This is a genomic window from Serratia sp. CY44782 (genome assembly GCF_052168715.1).
Lineage (GTDB): Bacteria > Pseudomonadota > Gammaproteobacteria > Enterobacterales > Enterobacteriaceae > Serratia > Serratia nevei.
Map to the genome: position 1 here is coordinate 178,267 of NZ_JBJNME010000007.1, position 16,638 is coordinate 194,904.

General features: G+C 57.3%; 15 protein-coding genes. 8 read left to right on the forward strand and 7 right to left on the reverse strand.

Translation table 11 applies throughout. The features are described 5' to 3' along the window. Positions 1 to 8: 8 nt before the first annotated feature. Positions 9 to 995 (reverse strand): arabinose-5-phosphate isomerase KdsD, encoded by a 987-nt coding sequence (kdsD, locus tag ACJ8HT_RS15085; protein ID WP_038879650.1) that lies wholly within the window; start codon positions 993 to 995, stop codon positions 9 to 11. A 16-nt stretch (positions 996 to 1,011) separates the two neighbouring features. Beyond that, positions 1,012 to 1,989: a calcium/sodium antiporter gene (locus ACJ8HT_RS15090; RefSeq protein ID WP_004937053.1), complete on the reverse strand. Its 978-nt coding sequence runs from the start codon at positions 1,987 to 1,989 to the stop codon at positions 1,012 to 1,014. A gap of 303 nt (positions 1,990 to 2,292) precedes the next feature. Between ACJ8HT_RS15090 and mlaF the strand changes: the two genes are divergently transcribed. From mlaF to murA, 7 genes are all read left to right on the forward strand, one after another. Then, positions 2,293 to 3,108: a phospholipid ABC transporter ATP-binding protein MlaF gene (mlaF, locus tag ACJ8HT_RS15095; RefSeq protein ID WP_038879647.1), complete on the forward strand. Its 816-nt coding sequence runs from the start codon at positions 2,293 to 2,295 to the stop codon at positions 3,106 to 3,108. A 4-nt stretch (positions 3,109 to 3,112) separates the two neighbouring features. After that, the gene (gene mlaE, locus ACJ8HT_RS15100; protein WP_004937059.1) at positions 3,113 to 3,895 is read left to right on the forward strand and encodes a lipid asymmetry maintenance ABC transporter permease subunit MlaE; all 783 of its coding nucleotides are present in this window, start codon (positions 3,113 to 3,115) and stop codon (positions 3,893 to 3,895) included. 4 nt (positions 3,896 to 3,899) lie between these two features. Further along, a complete protein-coding gene (mlaD, locus tag ACJ8HT_RS15105) occupies positions 3,900 to 4,448 on the forward strand; it encodes an outer membrane lipid asymmetry maintenance protein MlaD (protein WP_187321792.1) in 549 nt (182 codons plus the stop codon). A 14-nt stretch (positions 4,449 to 4,462) separates the two neighbouring features. Beyond that, the gene (gene mlaC, locus ACJ8HT_RS15110) at positions 4,463 to 5,092 is read left to right on the forward strand and encodes a phospholipid-binding protein MlaC (RefSeq protein ID WP_038879639.1); all 630 of its coding nucleotides are present in this window, start codon (positions 4,463 to 4,465) and stop codon (positions 5,090 to 5,092) included. Further along, positions 5,092 to 5,394: a lipid asymmetry maintenance protein MlaB gene (gene mlaB / locus ACJ8HT_RS15115; protein ID WP_194572447.1), complete on the forward strand. Its 303-nt coding sequence runs from the start codon at positions 5,092 to 5,094 to the stop codon at positions 5,392 to 5,394. Before mlaC ends, mlaB begins: the two co-directional genes overlap by 1 nt. Before the next feature lie 140 nt (positions 5,395 to 5,534). Continuing rightward, a complete protein-coding gene (gene ibaG, locus ACJ8HT_RS15120; protein ID WP_004937066.1) occupies positions 5,535 to 5,789 on the forward strand; it encodes a BolA family iron metabolism protein IbaG in 255 nt (84 codons plus the stop codon). A gap of 55 nt (positions 5,790 to 5,844) precedes the next feature. After that, positions 5,845 to 7,104: a UDP-N-acetylglucosamine 1-carboxyvinyltransferase gene (gene murA / locus ACJ8HT_RS15125; protein ID WP_004937068.1), complete on the forward strand. Its 1,260-nt coding sequence runs from the start codon at positions 5,845 to 5,847 to the stop codon at positions 7,102 to 7,104. A gap of 74 nt (positions 7,105 to 7,178) precedes the next feature. Here murA and ACJ8HT_RS15130 read toward each other — a convergent pair whose 3' ends face one another. The 5 genes from ACJ8HT_RS15130 to zapG all read right to left on the reverse strand — a co-directional run bounded on the left by ACJ8HT_RS15130 (position 7,179) and on the right by zapG (position 15,277). Continuing rightward, the gene (locus ACJ8HT_RS15130) at positions 7,179 to 9,971 is read right to left on the reverse strand and encodes a two-partner secretion domain-containing protein (RefSeq protein WP_197653041.1); all 2,793 of its coding nucleotides are present in this window, start codon (positions 9,969 to 9,971) and stop codon (positions 7,179 to 7,181) included. A gap of 67 nt (positions 9,972 to 10,038) precedes the next feature. Further along, entirely contained in the window at positions 10,039 to 11,781 is a 1,743-nt protein-coding gene (locus ACJ8HT_RS15135) for a ShlB/FhaC/HecB family hemolysin secretion/activation protein (protein WP_341534860.1), read from the reverse strand. 395 nt (positions 11,782 to 12,176) lie between these two features. Then, complete coding sequence (gene degS, locus ACJ8HT_RS15140) at positions 12,177 to 13,235, reverse strand: outer membrane-stress sensor serine endopeptidase DegS (RefSeq protein WP_086580605.1); 1,059 nt, start codon at positions 13,233 to 13,235, stop codon at positions 12,177 to 12,179. 88 nt (positions 13,236 to 13,323) lie between these two features. Next, the gene (degQ, locus tag ACJ8HT_RS15145; RefSeq protein WP_049198522.1) at positions 13,324 to 14,694 is read right to left on the reverse strand and encodes a serine endoprotease DegQ; all 1,371 of its coding nucleotides are present in this window, start codon (positions 14,692 to 14,694) and stop codon (positions 13,324 to 13,326) included. Between the two features lie 181 nt (positions 14,695 to 14,875). Beyond that, positions 14,876 to 15,277 (reverse strand): Z-ring associated protein ZapG, encoded by a 402-nt coding sequence (gene zapG / locus ACJ8HT_RS15150; protein ID WP_004937074.1) that lies wholly within the window; start codon positions 15,275 to 15,277, stop codon positions 14,876 to 14,878. Between the two features lie 231 nt (positions 15,278 to 15,508). Between zapG and zapE the strand changes: the two genes are divergently transcribed. Further along, positions 15,509 to 16,636 carry a cell division protein ZapE gene (gene zapE, locus ACJ8HT_RS15155; protein ID WP_197653040.1) on the forward strand — a complete coding sequence of 376 codons (1,128 nt, stop codon included), beginning with the start codon at positions 15,509 to 15,511 and terminating at the stop codon, positions 16,634 to 16,636. Positions 16,637 to 16,638: the final 2 nt, after the last annotated feature.

Sequence of the window (16,638 nt, forward strand, 5' to 3'; positions counted from 1 at the left end):
TTCCTTAATTAAACGACGCCGGCGCGCAGCATGTCATGCATATGTACCACACCCAGCAACTGGTCGCCATCGGCAACCAGCAGCGCGGTGATGTGGCGTTGTTGCATCAGGTTCAATGCATCGACCGCCAGAATATTGGGGCGCACCCGCACGCCGCCCGGCGTCATGACGTCGGCGATCTTCGCCTCGTGCAGGTTGATGCCCATGTCGAACACCCGGCGCAGGTCACCATCGGTGAAGATGCCGGCGATTTTCATCAGATCGTCGCAAATCACCGTCAGGCCCAGATTTTTTCGGGTAATTTCCAGCAGCGCGTCGCGCAACGAGGCGTCGGCGCTGACGTGGGGCATTTCGTCGCCGCTGTGCATGATATCGCTAACTCGCAGCAGCAGTTTGCGGCCGAGTGCGCCACCCGGATGCGACAGCGCGAAATCCTCCGGCGTGAAACCGCGCGCTTTCAGCAGCGCGACGGCCAGCGCATCGCCCATCACCAGCGTGGCGGTGGTGCTGGTGGTCGGTGCGAGCCCCAGCGGGCAGGCTTCCTGCGGCACCTTGATGCACAGGTGGATATCCGCCGCTTTGCCCATCGAGCTTTCCGGATTGTTAGTCATACAGATGAGGGTGATCTGCTGGCGTTTCAATACCGGGATCAGCGCCAGGATCTCGCTGGACTCGCCAGAGTTGGAGATGGCGAGCACGATGTCCTGTGGGGTGACCATGCCCAAATCGCCATGGCTGGCCTCCGCCGGGTGAACGAAGAATGAGGGGGTGCCGGTGCTGGCGAAGGTCGCGGCGATCTTGCAGCCGATATGGCCGGATTTGCCCATGCCCATCACCACCACTTTGCCGCCGCAGGCGGCGATCGTTTCGCAGGCGCGGGTGAAGTCTGCGTTGATGTAGCTGTCGAGCTGAGCCAGCCCTTCGCGCTCTATCTGAAGCACTTCTTTGCCGGCCTGCTGAAAATCGAAGCCCGGTTGCAACTCAATGTTCGACATACTCATTCCCGTCGGTTTAGCCGAAAGTACTGAAAGGGTTAAAGAACAGCACCGCAAGATACGCAATAAAGCCGCATAATAACAGCGCGCCCGCCAGGTGGCCGATGCGGTGTTTGCGGCCGATACACAGCACGCTCAGCAGCACGCTGGCCGCCAGCATCACCCAGTAATCGCGCTGGAAGGCGGCGGTGTCCACGCTACCCGGCGACAGCAGGGCGGGGACGCCCAGCACGATCACCGTGTTGAAAATATTGGAGCCGATGATATTACCAATCGCCATATCATCCTCGCCCTTCAGCGCCCCGGCGATGGAGGTGGCCAGTTCAGGCAGGCTGGTGCCGATGGCGATAATGGTCAAGCCGACCACCAGTTCGCTCAGGCCGAAATAGTGCGCAATCACCGTCGCGTTATCGACCACCATCCTGGAAGAGAGCGGCAGAATGATAAACGCCAACACCAGCCACAGCACCGCCACGGTGTTGCTGCTGTCCTGCGGCAGCTCGGCGATCTGCTCCATCGTCAGGCTGTCGCTGCCCTCGCGCTGTGCCAGCCGGGCGATTTTCAGCATCAGCAGGATGAAGCCGGCGGCGGCGGCCAGCAGCAGTACGCCGTCCAGCCTGCTCAGGGTGCCGTCCATCAACACGAAACCGCACAATACTGTGACCGCTAACATCAGCGGCAGTTCGCGCCGCAGTATCTCGGAGCGCGCGGCCAGCGGGTGAATCAGCGCCGCCACGCCCAGGATCAATAAAATGTTGGTAATGTTGGAACCTAATACGTTGCCAACGGCCATATCTATCTGCCCGTTCAGCGCGGCGGTGGTGGACACGATCAGCTCCGGCAGCGAAGTGCCGATGCCGACGATGGTCATGCCGATGATCAACGGCGGGACGCCGAGCGAGCGGGAAATCACGGCAGCACCATAAACTAAGCGGTCTGCACCATACACCAGTAGAAATAAACCAACGATTAATAATGCTATCGCGAGAAACATGCAGGGTCCTTTGTCGGGTATTATCCCGGTTCGTTGGTTAAAGCCGTCAATGCGGCGGTATTGCTTGCCCTCCGTTGCGTGCGTTAGAGCCACAGCAACGGTTTTTCCCGGCTAATAGTTGAACAGTTTCGTTTTTTTTCGTTATGGCGCCAATTTTGACCGGGTGGCGCGGAAAAGTAAAACCAATGGCACCATTGGGCGCGAAATGGCAGTAAGTTTTTGTAAAGATGAGACGGATTGCGCCCATTGCTTTAACATCACGGGTAGATTCAGCAACAGATGAGTCGTAAAGGGTCCATTAACATGCTCCATAAGGCAGATAATTTGGTCGAAGTGCGCGACATGAGCTTCTCGCGCGGCGACCGGCGGATATTTGAAGACATCAACCTGACGGTGCCCCGAGGCAAGGTCACGGCAATCATGGGGCCATCGGGCATCGGCAAAACCACGCTGCTGCGCCTGATAGGCGGCCAGCTGACGCCGGACAGCGGGGAGATTTGGTTCGACGGCGACAACATTCCCGCGTTGTCCCGCCGTCAGTTATATGACGCGCGCAAAAAGATGAGCATGCTGTTCCAGTCGGGCGCGCTGTTCACCGATTTGACCGTATTCGAAAACGTGGCCTACCCGCTGCGCGAGCACAGCAACCTGCCTGAACCCCTGCTGCGCAGCACGGTGCTGATGAAGCTGGAGGCGGTAGGGCTGCGCGGCGCGGCCCAGCTGATGCCCAATGAGCTTTCCGGCGGCATGGCGCGCCGGGCGGCGTTGGCGCGCGCGATCGCGCTGGACCCTGAGATGATCATGTTCGACGAACCCTTCGTCGGCCAGGATCCGATCACCATGGGGGTGCTGGTCAAGCTGATCGATGAGCTGAACCATGCGCTGGGCATTACCTGCATCGTGGTGTCGCACGACGTGCCGGAGGTGCTGAGCATCGCCGACTACGCCTACATCGTGGCCGATCACCGAGTGATCGCCGAAGGCACCACGCAGCAATTGCAGAACAATCCTGATGCGCGCGTGCGCCAGTTCCTGGATGGTATAGCGGATGGGCCGGTGCCGTTCCGTTACCCGGCCGGGGATTATCAGACCGAACTGCTAGGCTTAGGGAGTAAATAAGCTCATGTTATTAAGAGCGTTAGCGTCCTTGGGGCGCAGTGGCATCAACACCAGCGCCAGCTTCGGCCGCGCCGGGTTGATGCTGTTCAACGCGTTGATTGGCCGGCCGGAACCCGGCAAGCAGTGGCCGCTGTTGTTGAAACAGCTCTACAGCGTCGGCGTGCAGTCGCTGCTGATCATCATGGTCTCCGGGTTGTTCATCGGCATGGTGCTGGGCCTGCAGGGCTATATCGTGCTCACCACCTACAGCGCCGAGGCCAGCCTCGGCATGATGGTGGCGCTGTCGCTGCTGCGCGAACTGGGGCCGGTGGTGACGGCGCTGCTGTTCGCCGGCCGCGCCGGCTCCGCGCTTACGGCGGAAATCGGCCTGATGAAGGCGACGGAGCAGATCTCCAGCCTGGAAATGATGGCGGTTGATCCGCTGCGGCGCATCGTGGCGCCGCGTTTCTGGGCGGGGCTCATCAGCATGCCGCTGTTGACCATCATTTTCGTGGCGATCGGCATCTGGGGCGGCTCGGTGGTCGGCGTGGACTGGAAGGGCATCGACAGCGGCTTCTTCTGGTCGGCGATGCAGGGCGCCGTGGAGTGGAAAAAAGATCTGCTCAACTGCCTGATCAAAAGCGTGGTATTCGCCATTACCGTAACCTGGATTGCCATTTTCAACGGGTACGACGCCGTGCCTACCTCTGAAGGGATTAGCCGGGCGACGACGCGTACCGTGGTGCATTCGTCACTGGCGGTGTTGGGATTGGATTTCGTGCTGACAGCACTGATGTTTGGGAATTGATTCGATGCAAACGAAGAAGAGTGAAATCTGGGTTGGGGCATTTATGCTGATCGCGCTGTGCGCCATCGTGTTTATCTGCCTGCAGGTGGCGAACCTTAAATCGATCGGCAGCGAGCCGACTTACCGCATTTACGCGACGTTCGACAACATCGGCGGCCTGAAACCGCGTTCGCCGGTGAAGATCGGTGGCGTGGTGATCGGCCGCGTGGCGGACATCGAGCTCGATCCGAAAACCTACACGCCGCGCGTGGCGCTGGATATCCAGAAAAAGTACGACCAAATCCCGGATACCAGCTCGCTGGCGATCCGCACCTCCGGCCTGCTGGGCGAGCAATATCTGGCGCTTAACGTGGGCTTCGAAGATCCTGATATGGGCACCACCATTCTGAAAGACGGCGGCACCATCCAGGACACCAAATCAGCCATGGTTCTGGAAGATCTGATCGGCCAGTTCCTGTATAAAAGCGGCGGTCAGGACAGCGCCAAACCGGGAGACGCGGCCGCTGAGCCGGCTGCCGGCGCCGCACCGCAACCCGCTGTTCCAAATCATTAAGAGAGGATACCTGCATGTTCAAACGTTTACTGATGGTGGCTCTGCTGGTGGTTGCACCGCTGGCGAGCGCGGCCGACCAAACCAATCCTTACAGCATGATGCAAGACGCGGCGCAGAAGACCTTTAGCCGTTTGAAGAACGAACAGCCAAAGATCAAGCAGGACCCGAACTACCTGCGCTCCATCGTGCATCAGGAACTGATGCCGTTTGTGCAGGTGAAATACGCCGGCGCGTTGGTGCTGGGCCGTTACTACAAAGACGCGACGCCTGCGCAGCGCGAAGCCTACTTCACCGCCTTCCAGGCTTACCTGGAGCAGGCTTACGGCCAGGCGCTGGCGATGTACCACGGCCAGACTTACCAGATCGCGCCTGAACAGCCGTTGGGCAATGCCGACATCGTGGCCATTCGCGTCACCATCATCGACAACGGCGGCCGCCCGCCGGTGCGTCTGGATTTCCAATGGCGCAAGAACAGCAAAACCGGCTACTGGCAGGCATATGACATGATCGCCGAAGGCGTCAGCATGATCACCACCAAGCAGAACGAGTGGGCGTCCACGCTGCGTACTCAGGGCATCGATGGCCTGACCAAACAGCTGCAGGCCGCCGCCGCGCAGCCTATTACGCTGGACAAGAAAAACTGATGTCGGCAGCGCTCAGCTTCGAATCAGAGCAGCAGACGCTGATCCTGCGCGGTGAACTGGACCGGGAAACGCTGCAGCCGCTGTGGCGGCAGCGCGACGCGCTGATGGCGGATAAAACCGCGATCGACGTGGCGCAACTGGAGCGCGTGGACTCCGCCGGGCTGGCGCTGTTGCTGCATCTGCAGGAACAGCAGCGCGAGCGCGGCGTAGCGCTAAAAATTTTCGGCGCCACCGAGCGCCTGAAAACGCTGATCGCGCTCTACAACCTGCAGGCGATAATGCCTGTCGATACCGCCGGTTAGCGGCGTTTTACGCCGCCCTTGCGTGGTAAAACGATACAAAGCCCCTGTTATGCAGGGGCTTTTTCTTTAGTTTAAGAAAACATCGTATTCCACTAAGATACTAGGCTGTTTATGATCCTTTAGCGGCAGAACTGGATACTATGGAAACCAACGAGATTAAAGACGTGCTGATGCAGGCATTGGCACTGGATGAAGTACATGTGACGGGCGACGGCAGCCATTTTCAGGCGATCGTGGTCGGTGAACTGTTCGCCGGTATGAGCCGCGTCAAAAAACAGCAGACGGTTTACGCACCGCTGATGGAATACATTGCGGACAACCGCATTCATGCCTTGTCTATCAAGGCGTACACCCCTGAAGAGTGGCAGCGAGACCGCAAACTCAACGGATTTTAAGGCTGTTTGCCCTGCCGGGCGGGCAGCTTCAGATTAGATAACAGAGAGTAGTCAGATGGATAAATTTCGTGTGCAGGGTCGGACTCGCCTGAGCGGTGAAGTCTCTATTTCCGGGGCCAAAAACGCCGCCCTGCCGATCCTGTTCGCCGCCCTGTTGGCGGAAGAGCCGGTCGAGCTGCAGAATGTCCCTAAGCTGAAGGACATCGACACCACCATTAAACTACTCAACCAGTTGGGTACCAAGATTGAGCGTAACGGTTCGGTCTTCGTGGACGCCAGCGGTGTGAACGAGTTCTGTGCCCCTTACGATCTGGTGAAAACCATGCGCGCATCCATCTGGGCGCTGGGGCCACTGGTGGCGCGCTTCGGCCGCGGCCAGGTTTCCCTGCCGGGCGGCTGCGCGATCGGCGCGCGTCCGGTCGATCTGCACATCACCGGCCTGGAGCAGTTGGGTGCCGAGATCAAGCTGGAAGAAGGTTACGTCAAGGCGTCCGTCGAGGGCCGCCTGAAGGGCGCGCACATCGTCATGGACAAGGTGAGCGTGGGCGCGACCGTGACCATCATGAGCGCCGCGACCCTGGCGACCGGCACCACCGTTATCGAAAACGCCGCGCGTGAGCCGGAAATTGTCGATACCGCCAACTTCCTCAACACGTTGGGCGCGAAGATCAGCGGCGCCGGCAGTGACAAAATCACCATCGAGGGCGTCGAGCGTCTGGGCGGCGGCGTGTACCGCGTGCTGCCTGACCGCATCGAGACCGGTACCTTCCTGATCGCCGCCGCGGTTTCCGGCGGCAAAGTGATGTGCCGCAACACCCGTCCGGACACGCTGGATGCGGTGCTGGCCAAGCTGCGCGAAGCCGGTGCCGATATCGAAGTGGGTGAAGACTGGATCAGCCTGGACATGCACGGCAAACGCCCGAAAGCGGTCACCGTGCGCACCGCGCCGCACCCGGGCTTCCCGACCGACATGCAGGCCCAGTTCAGCCTGTTGAACCTGGTGGCGGAAGGCACCGGCGTCATCACTGAGACCATCTTCGAAAACCGCTTCATGCACGTGCCAGAACTGATCCGCATGGGCGCGCACGCGGAAATCGAGAGCAACACCGTAATCTGCCACGGCGTTGAGCAGCTGTCCGGCGCTCAGGTGATGGCGACCGATCTGCGCGCTTCCGCCAGCCTGGTGATCGCCGGCTGCATCGCCGACGGCGTGACCGTCGTCGATCGTATCTATCACATCGATCGCGGCTATGAGCGTATCGAAGACAAGCTGCGCGCGCTGGGTGCGAACATCGAGCGTGTGAAAGGCGAGTAACAGCGTACTGACAGTCGGTACTTCTGCCTATAGATCAAAAACGGCTTCCAAGAAGGAAGCCGTTTTGTTTTTACTTACTCGACAATGCCATACAGATTTTGGCCGACCAGTGGCTGGCCTGCCGGGGCATTATAGGCGGTATTATTGCGCGCTACCCCCTTGATATTTATCCCGACCAGGCTACCGACCCATTGACCTGTGATTGACTTCGGCATCACGGTACCAGAGAAGGATGAATCGGTGAGCAGGCCGATATTGACGCCGACCAAACCGCCGCGCTGCGATACGCCGAGGCTGTTAACTCTACCGGAGGCTGAGGAACTGCGAATGACGCTGGCGTTGCTGCCTGCCAGCCCGCCAACGGCACTTCCTGTACCGCCGACAACATTGCCTGATGCGGTAGCGAATTCAATACCACCGGTTGCGGTGATATCGTTGAGGCCAACTAAACCACCCACGTTGCTGTTGGCGCCTCCTTCCACGTCGCTTATTGCAGTCACCTGAGAAATCGCGCCTTGGTTATGGCCAATCAGGCCACCGATCTGACTACTGCTTCCTCCTTTTACCTTGCTGTTATTAGTAAAAGCATTGACGAGTTCACGAGCATTGTTTTGCCCAATGAGCCCGCCAATATTGGCATTATTGCCACCGGTAACGTGGTTCGCTGCCCGGACCGTATGCACTTGTGCATTTTTATCATTAATACCGATCAATCCGCCGATGTTGCGGCCGCTATTATCGGTAACTTCACCACTGGCATCTGCATTATTCAGAATGCCATAGTTGTATCCGATCAACCCGCCGATTGCGCCAGTGCGGTAACCGATAACCTGACTCTCACTGGATGCGTGATGAATCTCGCCTTCATTAATGCCGACGAGTCCTCCGATATTGGCCTCATAGCCTGAAGCGCTGACTTTTCCTCGGCTGGAAGAATCGGCAATCAGACCTGCGTTACGTCCAACCAGCCCGCCAATGCTGTTAGCGGTACTCGTTATAGCAACATTAGCCTGGCTATCAAGTACGTCGCCGTAATTGGTGCCAACCAGGCCGCCGACAGCGTAATTGTTGCTGTTGCCTGTGATCTTGCCGGATGCCGAAGAGTGCGCCAGTGCGCCAAAATTGACGCCAATCAGGCCCCCAACCTCGCCAACGCCGCTAATGCTGATGTTCGTTGCTTTTACATTGGAAATGGTGCCGAGATTTATGCCAGTCAGCGCGCCTGAATACATCGCCTTATCACCGGCGGCCAATTGCAGCGAGTCCAGTTTCAGGTTGCTGAGGTGCCCGGCGGAAGAGTTAAACAGCCCAACGAAAGGCCCATTATTGACGATGGTCAGGCCATGAACGGTGTTGCCCAATCCATCGAAGCTGCCGTTGAACGTTGTACTGCCTCCAATGGCGTTGATACGGCTATAGGAAGAGATGTTGTTGCCCAAAACATAACGCGCGTTTAAATCCTGATTGATTTCCTGTAATTGAGCCAGGCTTTGAATCACCTTGTAACTGTCACCGTTGATGCTGAATGAGGCGCCTGCACCGGACAGAGTGAGAGAGGTGTCATTGTTCAGGGCATACCCTGTTTTGTGATTAAGCGCCAATCCACCGCCAGTGCCGGTAGATTTCAACGGTGCGCTAAGATTGATCCCTGCGCGTTCGGCCGTTAACGACAACTGATTGGCGCTCTTCCAGGTTATCGGCGCGGAAACGGCAACATCGCCCCGGGTGCTGGTCAAAGCCACGTTGCTGTTTTCCAGTGCAGACATCAAGGTATCCGCTTTCATCGTCACGGTAGCTGCATCGCCAACGTTAACTTCGGCAGTTGCCAGCTTCCAGGTACCGGTTTTGCCGGATGCCGCTCGGGTAGCCACCTGAGTCCCAAGGTTTACCTTCATGTGTTTACCTCGGGTTTCAATGGTACCGCCATCGCCGAGGGTATCGGCATTGGCGTTTAAACGCCCGGCGACGTTGACCACACCGCTGTCACCGCCATCCAGCACAATGCGGCCCGCCTGGTTATTCAGCGTGTTGGCTTCAATGGCTCCCTGGTTGTTCACTACGTTTTTCAGCACATCACCGGCAGCTTTGGCCGTCATCAAGACCTGGCCGCCTTCAGCCCTCAGCAGGCTGCCGTTTTGCACCAACGCATCGACAGCCGCTTTGTTCACCTGTAGGCTCAACAGCTTGTTGCCATCGAAGTTAAGCGTAATGTCATCCCCGGCTCCAAGTGCAATACTGCCCATTTTTGCCAGGATCACCCCCTGGTTGTTGACCTGGGCGCCGAGTAAGGCAACGCTGCCGGACTGAGCGGTGGTCAGAGTCCCCTCGTTGCGCACTTCAGCCTGAGATTTACCTGTGAAGCGGTTTTTCCCGGCCAGGAAGTCGGCATTGCTGATATCACGCGTAGAGGCCACCAGACCACCGACGTTCACCTGGGCATTCTTGCCAAACACCACGCCGTTAGGGTTAACGATAAAGACTTTGCCATTGGCGTCTATTTTTCCTTGAATATCACTGCCGTTAACGCCCATCACGCGGTTCAGCGCCACGGAATTGCTACCCGGTTGTTGGAACGTGATGCTTTCGGCGGCACCGACGTTGAAATTATCCCACTGGGTGATGAGTTTGTCGCTTTGCTGGCTGACTGTCATATGTTGGCCATTAGCGGTGATACTCCCTTGGCCGGCAACAATATTTTGCCCGTTCGGCAGAGCATGGGCGGGTTCCAGAGCTGCCAGGCTCAACAGCGATAGCGCCACAGCCAAACGACGCTTATTGGTCTGTTTGCCTTTCCTGCTGCAGTTTTCGCTGGCCACATTCCAACAATCTTGTGTGGGATTCCAGACGAGCGCATAGATTTTATTCATATTCGTATTTCCTTATTGGCATTGTGTTCTGCTACCTTCCAGGCAGCGTGGTTTTGTCATCAGATGCTCAGAAATATCTGGCAGCCTGAAGCCAAACTCGTGGTGATTTCGCCGTCGTGTCACTTACCCCTGAGTCTGATAGCGGCCAGGCGACGGTCAGCGATACTTGATGACTGGCGCCTCTCCAGGCTAATGCCGCTCCGCCGGCGGACATATGGGCGACGTTTTTTTCCTGAGTCCACGGCTGTTTGTTGATGCGCACTTGCCCATGATCGATAAAGGGGCTGAGTTGCCAACCGGCTCGCAAGGCATAGCGTAGCTCCAAGCTGGATTGCCAGCCCAAATCGCCGTTGCCGCTGCCGGGCGCATAGGCGCGCACGCCATAGGGGCCGCCGATATTAAATTTTTCTGAGGAGTCCAAATTGCCGGGAGCCCATTGAGCATTGAATTGGGCATAGAGCTGGAGACTGTCGTTCAAATTTTGCAGCCGCAGAGCGCTCAGCGTCAGTTTGCTGAATTGGCCCTCTGCCGCTGCCGTCAATCGATCCCATTGGCGGGCACGGGGATCTCCAATGTGTAAATTGCCGACGCTATAAGCCAGTGAGGCAGCGCTTTGCCCCCCACCAAACAGGCGGTCTTGCATATTCGCGCTAACTTCGGCAGTCCACAGATCAATGCGTTTTCGGTTGCGATTGTCGAACAGGTCGATATCGTCCCGCAGCGCTTTACCGTCGAACTGCAACTGAGTGTTAACATTCAATGTTCGGCTACGCAAAAGCGGCTGGGAAATGAATGCGCTGCTAATACTGGCGTTACCGTGTGCCTGCAATTCACTGAAATCCTTTCCCAGCCGATAGTTCATATAAGAATGTGCGACTCCGACACGCGTCGAGAGTGGGCCGATGGGGAGTTGGTAGGCAGCGCGGTAGTAACGTTGATGTTTATTGCTGCTCAGTAGCCGGAGGTCTAGCAGATCGCCAAGCCGTAACGGGCTGTTGACGCTAAATGCCGCTCCGCCGCGATATTGACCGGTGTAGGTATCGCCATAGTTGTCTGCCTGCAGTGAACCACTGAACCATGGGCCGGGGAGTGCGTTTATTTGCCAATCTGTAGTGCCAGGCTGTGTGCCCGGCGTCAGGATGCTGTTAATTTTTACCCCAGGCGTATCATTTAATAACAGCAAGCTGCGCTCCAACGGGGGGCCGATGACCGGCATGCCGCTTTTGACAGCCGATAATGATTGCTGTAGCACGCTGTCTTTAATACGGGAACGGTTATTCAACCGTATCTGCCCATAACGACCTTCGTTTACTTCTATACGAACCTGGCCATTAGTGATTTCTTGCCTGGGTAAATAGGCTGTTGCTAAGATATATCCCAACTTATGATAGTATTCAGCCACGCGCCTTGCCGCTTCCTTTATTTGCGGTAGCGTGAGCTGTTCTTCTTTAAAATCATTCAGCAACGGCGATATCCTCGGGGTGGGGATGCTGCTGTTACCTGTGATGACGAATCCCTTTACCAAGAGACGCGGTAGGTCCTTATCATCTGCTGGCGAAGTCATTTTCTCCGTTACCGGCGACGGATTTTTTAGGCTAACGGGGGCTGGCAGCGTGGGACGGGCATTCTCAAGATCACGGATAGCTTGACCCGCACTGGGTAATGCGGCATGGCCTATAGAGGCAAATAAAAAAACAATGAAAAACACCGCCAAACCGACCAAGAGCAGCAACGACAAAATACAATGATAAATAGAGAGAGAATCATCATTGCTATTTAAACGGCTTTTGCTGTCTTTTCTTATATTCACTAGGGAAATTCCATTTTTAAATACAATTAAAATTTAATATTGGACAACTAAGACATGGCTAAAGATGACGGGTGATAATGATGTCTGTATTTTATCTGGGTGAGTTTAGCGTAAGTTTTTTAATTTGGTAATTTATTTATTTGTTGATTTGTATTTTATGTTTTGTTTTGTTTTATTTTAATTGAGTATGTTTTTATTTTGTTTATTTGATTTTTTTATATTTTGAGAATATTCTTGATTGTAATGGGGATTAAATAAGTCAGGCTAACCGTCATTATTTTGATAGTCAGGGGGGAAGAAGGAAGGGCTGCAAACCTGCAGCACTTGCTCATTTCATCTTAGATAGGTTTATCTTGGTTTTCCCGCGGATTGGTAATGTGGCCTGGCGTCATTGACTAGTTATTGTCTTCCGGGAATTCACCCACCGTCATTTTCAACGTAATGCGCTTACCGTCGCGCAGCACGATAACCGGTATCTCGGTGCCCGGCCTGATCTCCGCCACCTGGTCCATGGTTTCCAGCACGGACACCGCCGGTTTGTTATCCACGTTGATGATGATGTCGTTGATCTGGAAACCGGCGCTGCTCGCCGGGCCGTTCGGCGTAATCTCGGTCACGATGATGCCCTGCAGGCGATCGATGCCGGAATTGGACGAGCGCAGCGGAATGATCTCTTTGCCCTGAATGCCGAAATAGCCGCGGATCACGCGGCCGTCGCGGATCAGCTTGTCCATGATTTTGGTGGCCAGTTCAATTGGAATGGCGAAGCCGAGGCCCTCCGGCGTTTCGCCGTCGGTGATTTTGTCATAGGTCAGGGTGTTGATGCCGATCAGCTCGCCCAGCGAGTTGACCAGCGCTCCGCCGGAGTTGCCGCGGTTGATTGAGGCGTCGGTCTGCAGGAAAGTCTGCCGGCCGGTGGTGCTCATACTGATGCGCCCGGTGGCGCTGAGGATGCCCTGAGTGACGGTCTGCCCCAGGTTATAGGGGTTGCCGATCGCCAGCACCACGTCGCCGACGTGTGCAACGCGGTTTTTGTTGGTCGGGATCACCGGCAGGTTGCCGGGATCGATCTTCAGCACCGCCAAATCGGTCAGGCCGTCGGAGCCGACCAGCAGCGCTTCGTAGCGTCGGCCATCCTGTAACACTACGGTGATCTGCTGGGCGTCTTTGATCACGTGGCGGTTGGTGATGATATAGCCGCGCTCGTTCATGATCACGCCGGAACCGAGCGACAGCACGTTGGCGGCGCCGTTCAGGTTGCGGTTGTAGATGTTCACCACGGCGGGCGCGGCGCGGCGCACCGCCTTGTTGTAGCTCACCGGCGTTTCGTCGCTGGTATTCTCGGTTTTCTCTGCAAACAGGCCGTTGGAAGAGCGCAGCATGGGCAGGGCGGCCAACAGCAGGCCGGCAACGATGAGACCGATAACGACAGAACGCAAGAGCTTAGCAAACATGGAGTTTTCGTGGTGTGGTGAACGATGTTCGGAGGATAGCATGAGTTAACCGGGCGCAGTATGTCACCGAGCCCGGTTTTTGCACAAATTAACGCAGCAGCAGATAAATGGTTTCGTTACCGCGCACGATATTGAGTGCCATCACCGGTGGCTTGGCTTCCAGCACCTTGCGCAGCGCGGTGATGCTGTCCACGCGCTGGCGGTTGACGCCAATGATCACGTCGCCTTTTTGCAGGCCGATTTGCGCCGCCGTCGAGCCTTTATCTACGTTCTCCACCTTCACGCCCTTGTCGCCGCTCGGCAGTGCGCCGTTGCTGAGGGAAACGCCCTGCAGCGCCGGCGACAGCGTTTCGGCGTTGGTCGAGGCGCTCTCGCTGTTGTCCAGCGTGACCGAGACTTCCTGCGGTTTGCCATCGCGCAGCAGGCCCACTTTGAGGGTTTTGCCCGGCGCAGTGGTGCCGACTTTGGCGCGCAGCTCGGCGAAGCTGCTCACCGGCTTGCCGTCGACGGAAACCAGAATATCTCCGGCTTTGATGCCGGCCTTGGCGGCAGCGGATTTAGGCAGCACTTCGCTGACGAAGGCGCCGCGCTGCGCGTCGGTGTTGAAGGCTTTGGCCATGTCCGGGGTCATTTCGCTGCCCTTGATACCCAAGAGGCCGCGTTTCACTTCACCGAATTCGATCAACTGCTGACTCAGGTTCTGCGCCATATTGCTCGGAATGGCGAAGCCAATGCCGACGTTGCCGCCGCTCGGCGCCAGAATGGCGGTATTGATGCCGATCAGCTCACCGTTCAGGTTAACCAACGCGCCGCCGGAGTTGCCGCGGTTGATTGAGGCATCGGTCTGAATGAAGTTTTCCAGCCCTTCCAGATTCAGGCCGGTGCGGCCCAGCGCCGAGATGATGCCGGAGGTGGCAGTTTGGCCCAGACCGAACGGGTTGCCGACCGCTACGGCGAAGTCGCCGACGCGCAGCTGATCGGAATCGGCCATCTTGATGGCGGTCAGGTTTTTGGTGTCGCTGAGCTGCAGCAGGGCGATGTCGGATTGTTCATCGCGGCCAACCAGCTTAGCGTCCAGTTCTCGGCCGTCGTTCAACTGCACGCGGATTTTATCGGCGTTGTTGATGACGTGATTGTTGGTCAGCACGTAGCCTTTGGCGGCGTCGATGATGACGCCGGAACCCAGCCCTTCAAACGGGCGGGAACTCTGCTGTTGGCCCGGGAAGTTGGGGCCGAAGAAGCGTCTGAACTCTTCCGGCAACTGTTGACGCTGCACCTGGGTGCCTGCGACATGCACGCTCACTACGGCGGGCAAGACTTTTTCCAGCATCGGCGCCAGGCTCGGCAGCGGCTGCCCCTGAACGGCAACGGGCAGGGCCGCGTTGGCCACCGGTACAGAGCTGAGCGCCAGGCCGAGGCTCATTGCCAATGCGCTAAGAATTAAAGACTTTTTCTTCATTGATGATAACTCTCTCAATACCTGCCGATGAAAATTTGATGATAAGGCAATCACCTTGTCATAGTGAAGGGTAAGACCGTGAATTTGCGTGCAAAGTTCAGTAAAGGTAATGCAAAGGAGGGGCAAGAAGGCACAAAGGGGGAATAAACCCGCGGGTGGCCCCGCGGGCGAAGAAGGGATATCAGTCGCGACGCGCGCTTTGGCCGCGCAGCAGACCGGAGGCGCCTTCCGAATAGTCGCGCGGCATTTCCACCGGCGCCTGATCGTTGTCCGCTTCCGCTTCGGTCAGGCGATAGCGGAACGGGTTCTCCTGCATCGGCAGATCCGGCAGCAGGTTGTTGGAGCTTTTCGCCATGTGCTGATACAGCTGGCGATAATCGCGAGCCATGTTGTCCAGCAGCTCGGCGCTGCGGGCGAAGTGGCCGACCAGCTCCTGGCGGTACTCTTCCAGCTCGGTTTTGCTCTTGTCCAGCTCGTTCTGCAGGACTTGTTGTTGACGTAATTTACGGTTGCCAAAACGCATCGCCACCGCACCAATCACGATACCGACGACCAAACCAATCAGCGCATACTCCCAGGTCATGATGACTCCTATTTTGACTTCGTTGTTCCGCAGGGATTTTTCACTTAATAATATCCACTATAACCGTTAACCTTGTCCGAGTGGAATCCTGATGCGCTTCCACCCAGTGTTTACAGGGTTTTCAACGGCGCCCGCAGCGGGCATTTGTGGCGATAACGGTGCGAATCGGCATCAACTTGCCGCCAACGTTGGCTAAATAATTTCTAAGCGTTCTTAGGGAACATCGAACAGATGCAGGCACTATCACCGTTATCTCGCTACCAGCAGGCGCTGGACGCGGGGGAATATCAGGCCGATGAGGTTCAACGCCGGGCCGTTGCTCAACTGGATCGCATTTATCAGGCTCTGCTGCAAAAGCCCGCGGCGAGCGCGCCTGCGGGCGGGCTGCGCGGCAAGCTCAGCCGTTTGTTGGGCAAGGGCGGCGAAACGGCGCCGCAGCGTCCGGTGCAGGGGCTGTATATGTGGGGCGGCGTCGGGCGCGGCAAAACTTGGTTGATGGACATGTTCTTCCACAGCCTGCCGGGCGATCGCAAAATGCGTCTGCACTTCCACCGCTTCATGCTGCGGGTGCATGAAGAGCTGACTGAACTGCAAGGGCGGGAAAACCCGCTGGAAATCGTCGCCGACGGCTTCAAGGCCGAAACCGACGTACTGTGCTTCGACGAATTCTTCGTGTCCGACATCACCGACGCCATGCTGCTGGCCACGCTGCTGCAGGCGCTGTTCGCCCGCGGCATCACGCTGGTGGCCACGTCGAACATCCCGCCGGACGATCTGTACCGCAACGGCCTGCAGCGGGCGCGTTTCCTGCCGGCTATCGATCTGATCAATGAGTACTGCGACGTGATGAACGTCGACGCCGGCATCGACTATCGTCTGCGTACCCTGACCCAGGCGCACCTCTACCTGACGCCGCTGAACGACCAGACGCGCGCGACCCTGGATCGGATGTTCGTCAAGCTGGCGGGCAAGGCGGGGGAGGACGCGCCGGTGCTGCAGATCAACCATCGGCCGCTGCAGGCGATCCGTTCGGTGGACGGCGTGCTGGCGGTGGATTTCCACACGCTGTGCGAAGAGGCGCGCAGCCAGCTGGACTACATTGCGCTGTCACGGCTGTATCACAGCGTGATCCTGTATAATGTGCAGGTGATGGGGCCGCTGAAAGAGAATACCGCGCGCCGCTTCCTGGCGCTGGTGGACGAATTCTACGAGCGACACGTCAAGCTGGTGATCGGCGCCGAGGCGTCGATGTTCGAGATCTACCAGGGGGAGAGGCTGAGGTTCGAGTACCAGCGCTGCCTGTCGCGCCTGCAGGAAATGCAGAGCGAAGAGTACCTCAAGCTGCCGCATCTGCCCTGAGT

What these genes read in the sequence shown, in the direction of transcription:
- mlaD (WP_187321792.1), top strand. Translation starts at nt 3,900, where the DNA reads ATGCAAACGAAGAAGAGTGAAATCTGGGTTGGGGCATTTATGCTGATC.
- mlaE (WP_004937059.1), top strand. Translation starts at nt 3,113, where the DNA reads ATGTTATTAAGAGCGTTAGCGTCCTTGGGGCGCAGTGGCATCAACACC.
- mlaC (WP_038879639.1), top strand. Translation starts at nt 4,463, where the DNA reads ATGTTCAAACGTTTACTGATGGTGGCTCTGCTGGTGGTTGCACCGCTG.
- zapE (WP_197653040.1), top strand. Translation starts at nt 15,509, where the DNA reads ATGCAGGCACTATCACCGTTATCTCGCTACCAGCAGGCGCTGGACGCG.
- degQ (WP_049198522.1), bottom strand. Translation starts at nt 14,694, where the DNA reads ATGAAGAAAAAGTCTTTAATTCTTAGCGCATTGGCAATGAGCCTCGGC.
- degS (WP_086580605.1), bottom strand. Translation starts at nt 13,235, where the DNA reads ATGTTTGCTAAGCTCTTGCGTTCTGTCGTTATCGGTCTCATCGTTGCC.
- zapG (WP_004937074.1), bottom strand. Translation starts at nt 15,277, where the DNA reads ATGACCTGGGAGTATGCGCTGATTGGTTTGGTCGTCGGTATCGTGATT.
- mlaF (WP_038879647.1), top strand. Translation starts at nt 2,293, where the DNA reads ATGCTCCATAAGGCAGATAATTTGGTCGAAGTGCGCGACATGAGCTTC.
- ibaG (WP_004937066.1), top strand. Translation starts at nt 5,535, where the DNA reads ATGGAAACCAACGAGATTAAAGACGTGCTGATGCAGGCATTGGCACTG.
- ACJ8HT_RS15130 (WP_197653041.1), bottom strand. Translation starts at nt 9,971, where the DNA reads ATGAATAAAATCTATGCGCTCGTCTGGAATCCCACACAAGATTGTTGG.
- mlaB (WP_194572447.1), top strand. Translation starts at nt 5,092, where the DNA reads ATGTCGGCAGCGCTCAGCTTCGAATCAGAGCAGCAGACGCTGATCCTG.
- murA (WP_004937068.1), top strand. Translation starts at nt 5,845, where the DNA reads ATGGATAAATTTCGTGTGCAGGGTCGGACTCGCCTGAGCGGTGAAGTC.
- ACJ8HT_RS15090 (WP_004937053.1), bottom strand. Translation starts at nt 1,989, where the DNA reads ATGTTTCTCGCGATAGCATTATTAATCGTTGGTTTATTTCTACTGGTG.
- kdsD (WP_038879650.1), bottom strand. Translation starts at nt 995, where the DNA reads ATGTCGAACATTGAGTTGCAACCGGGCTTCGATTTTCAGCAGGCCGGC.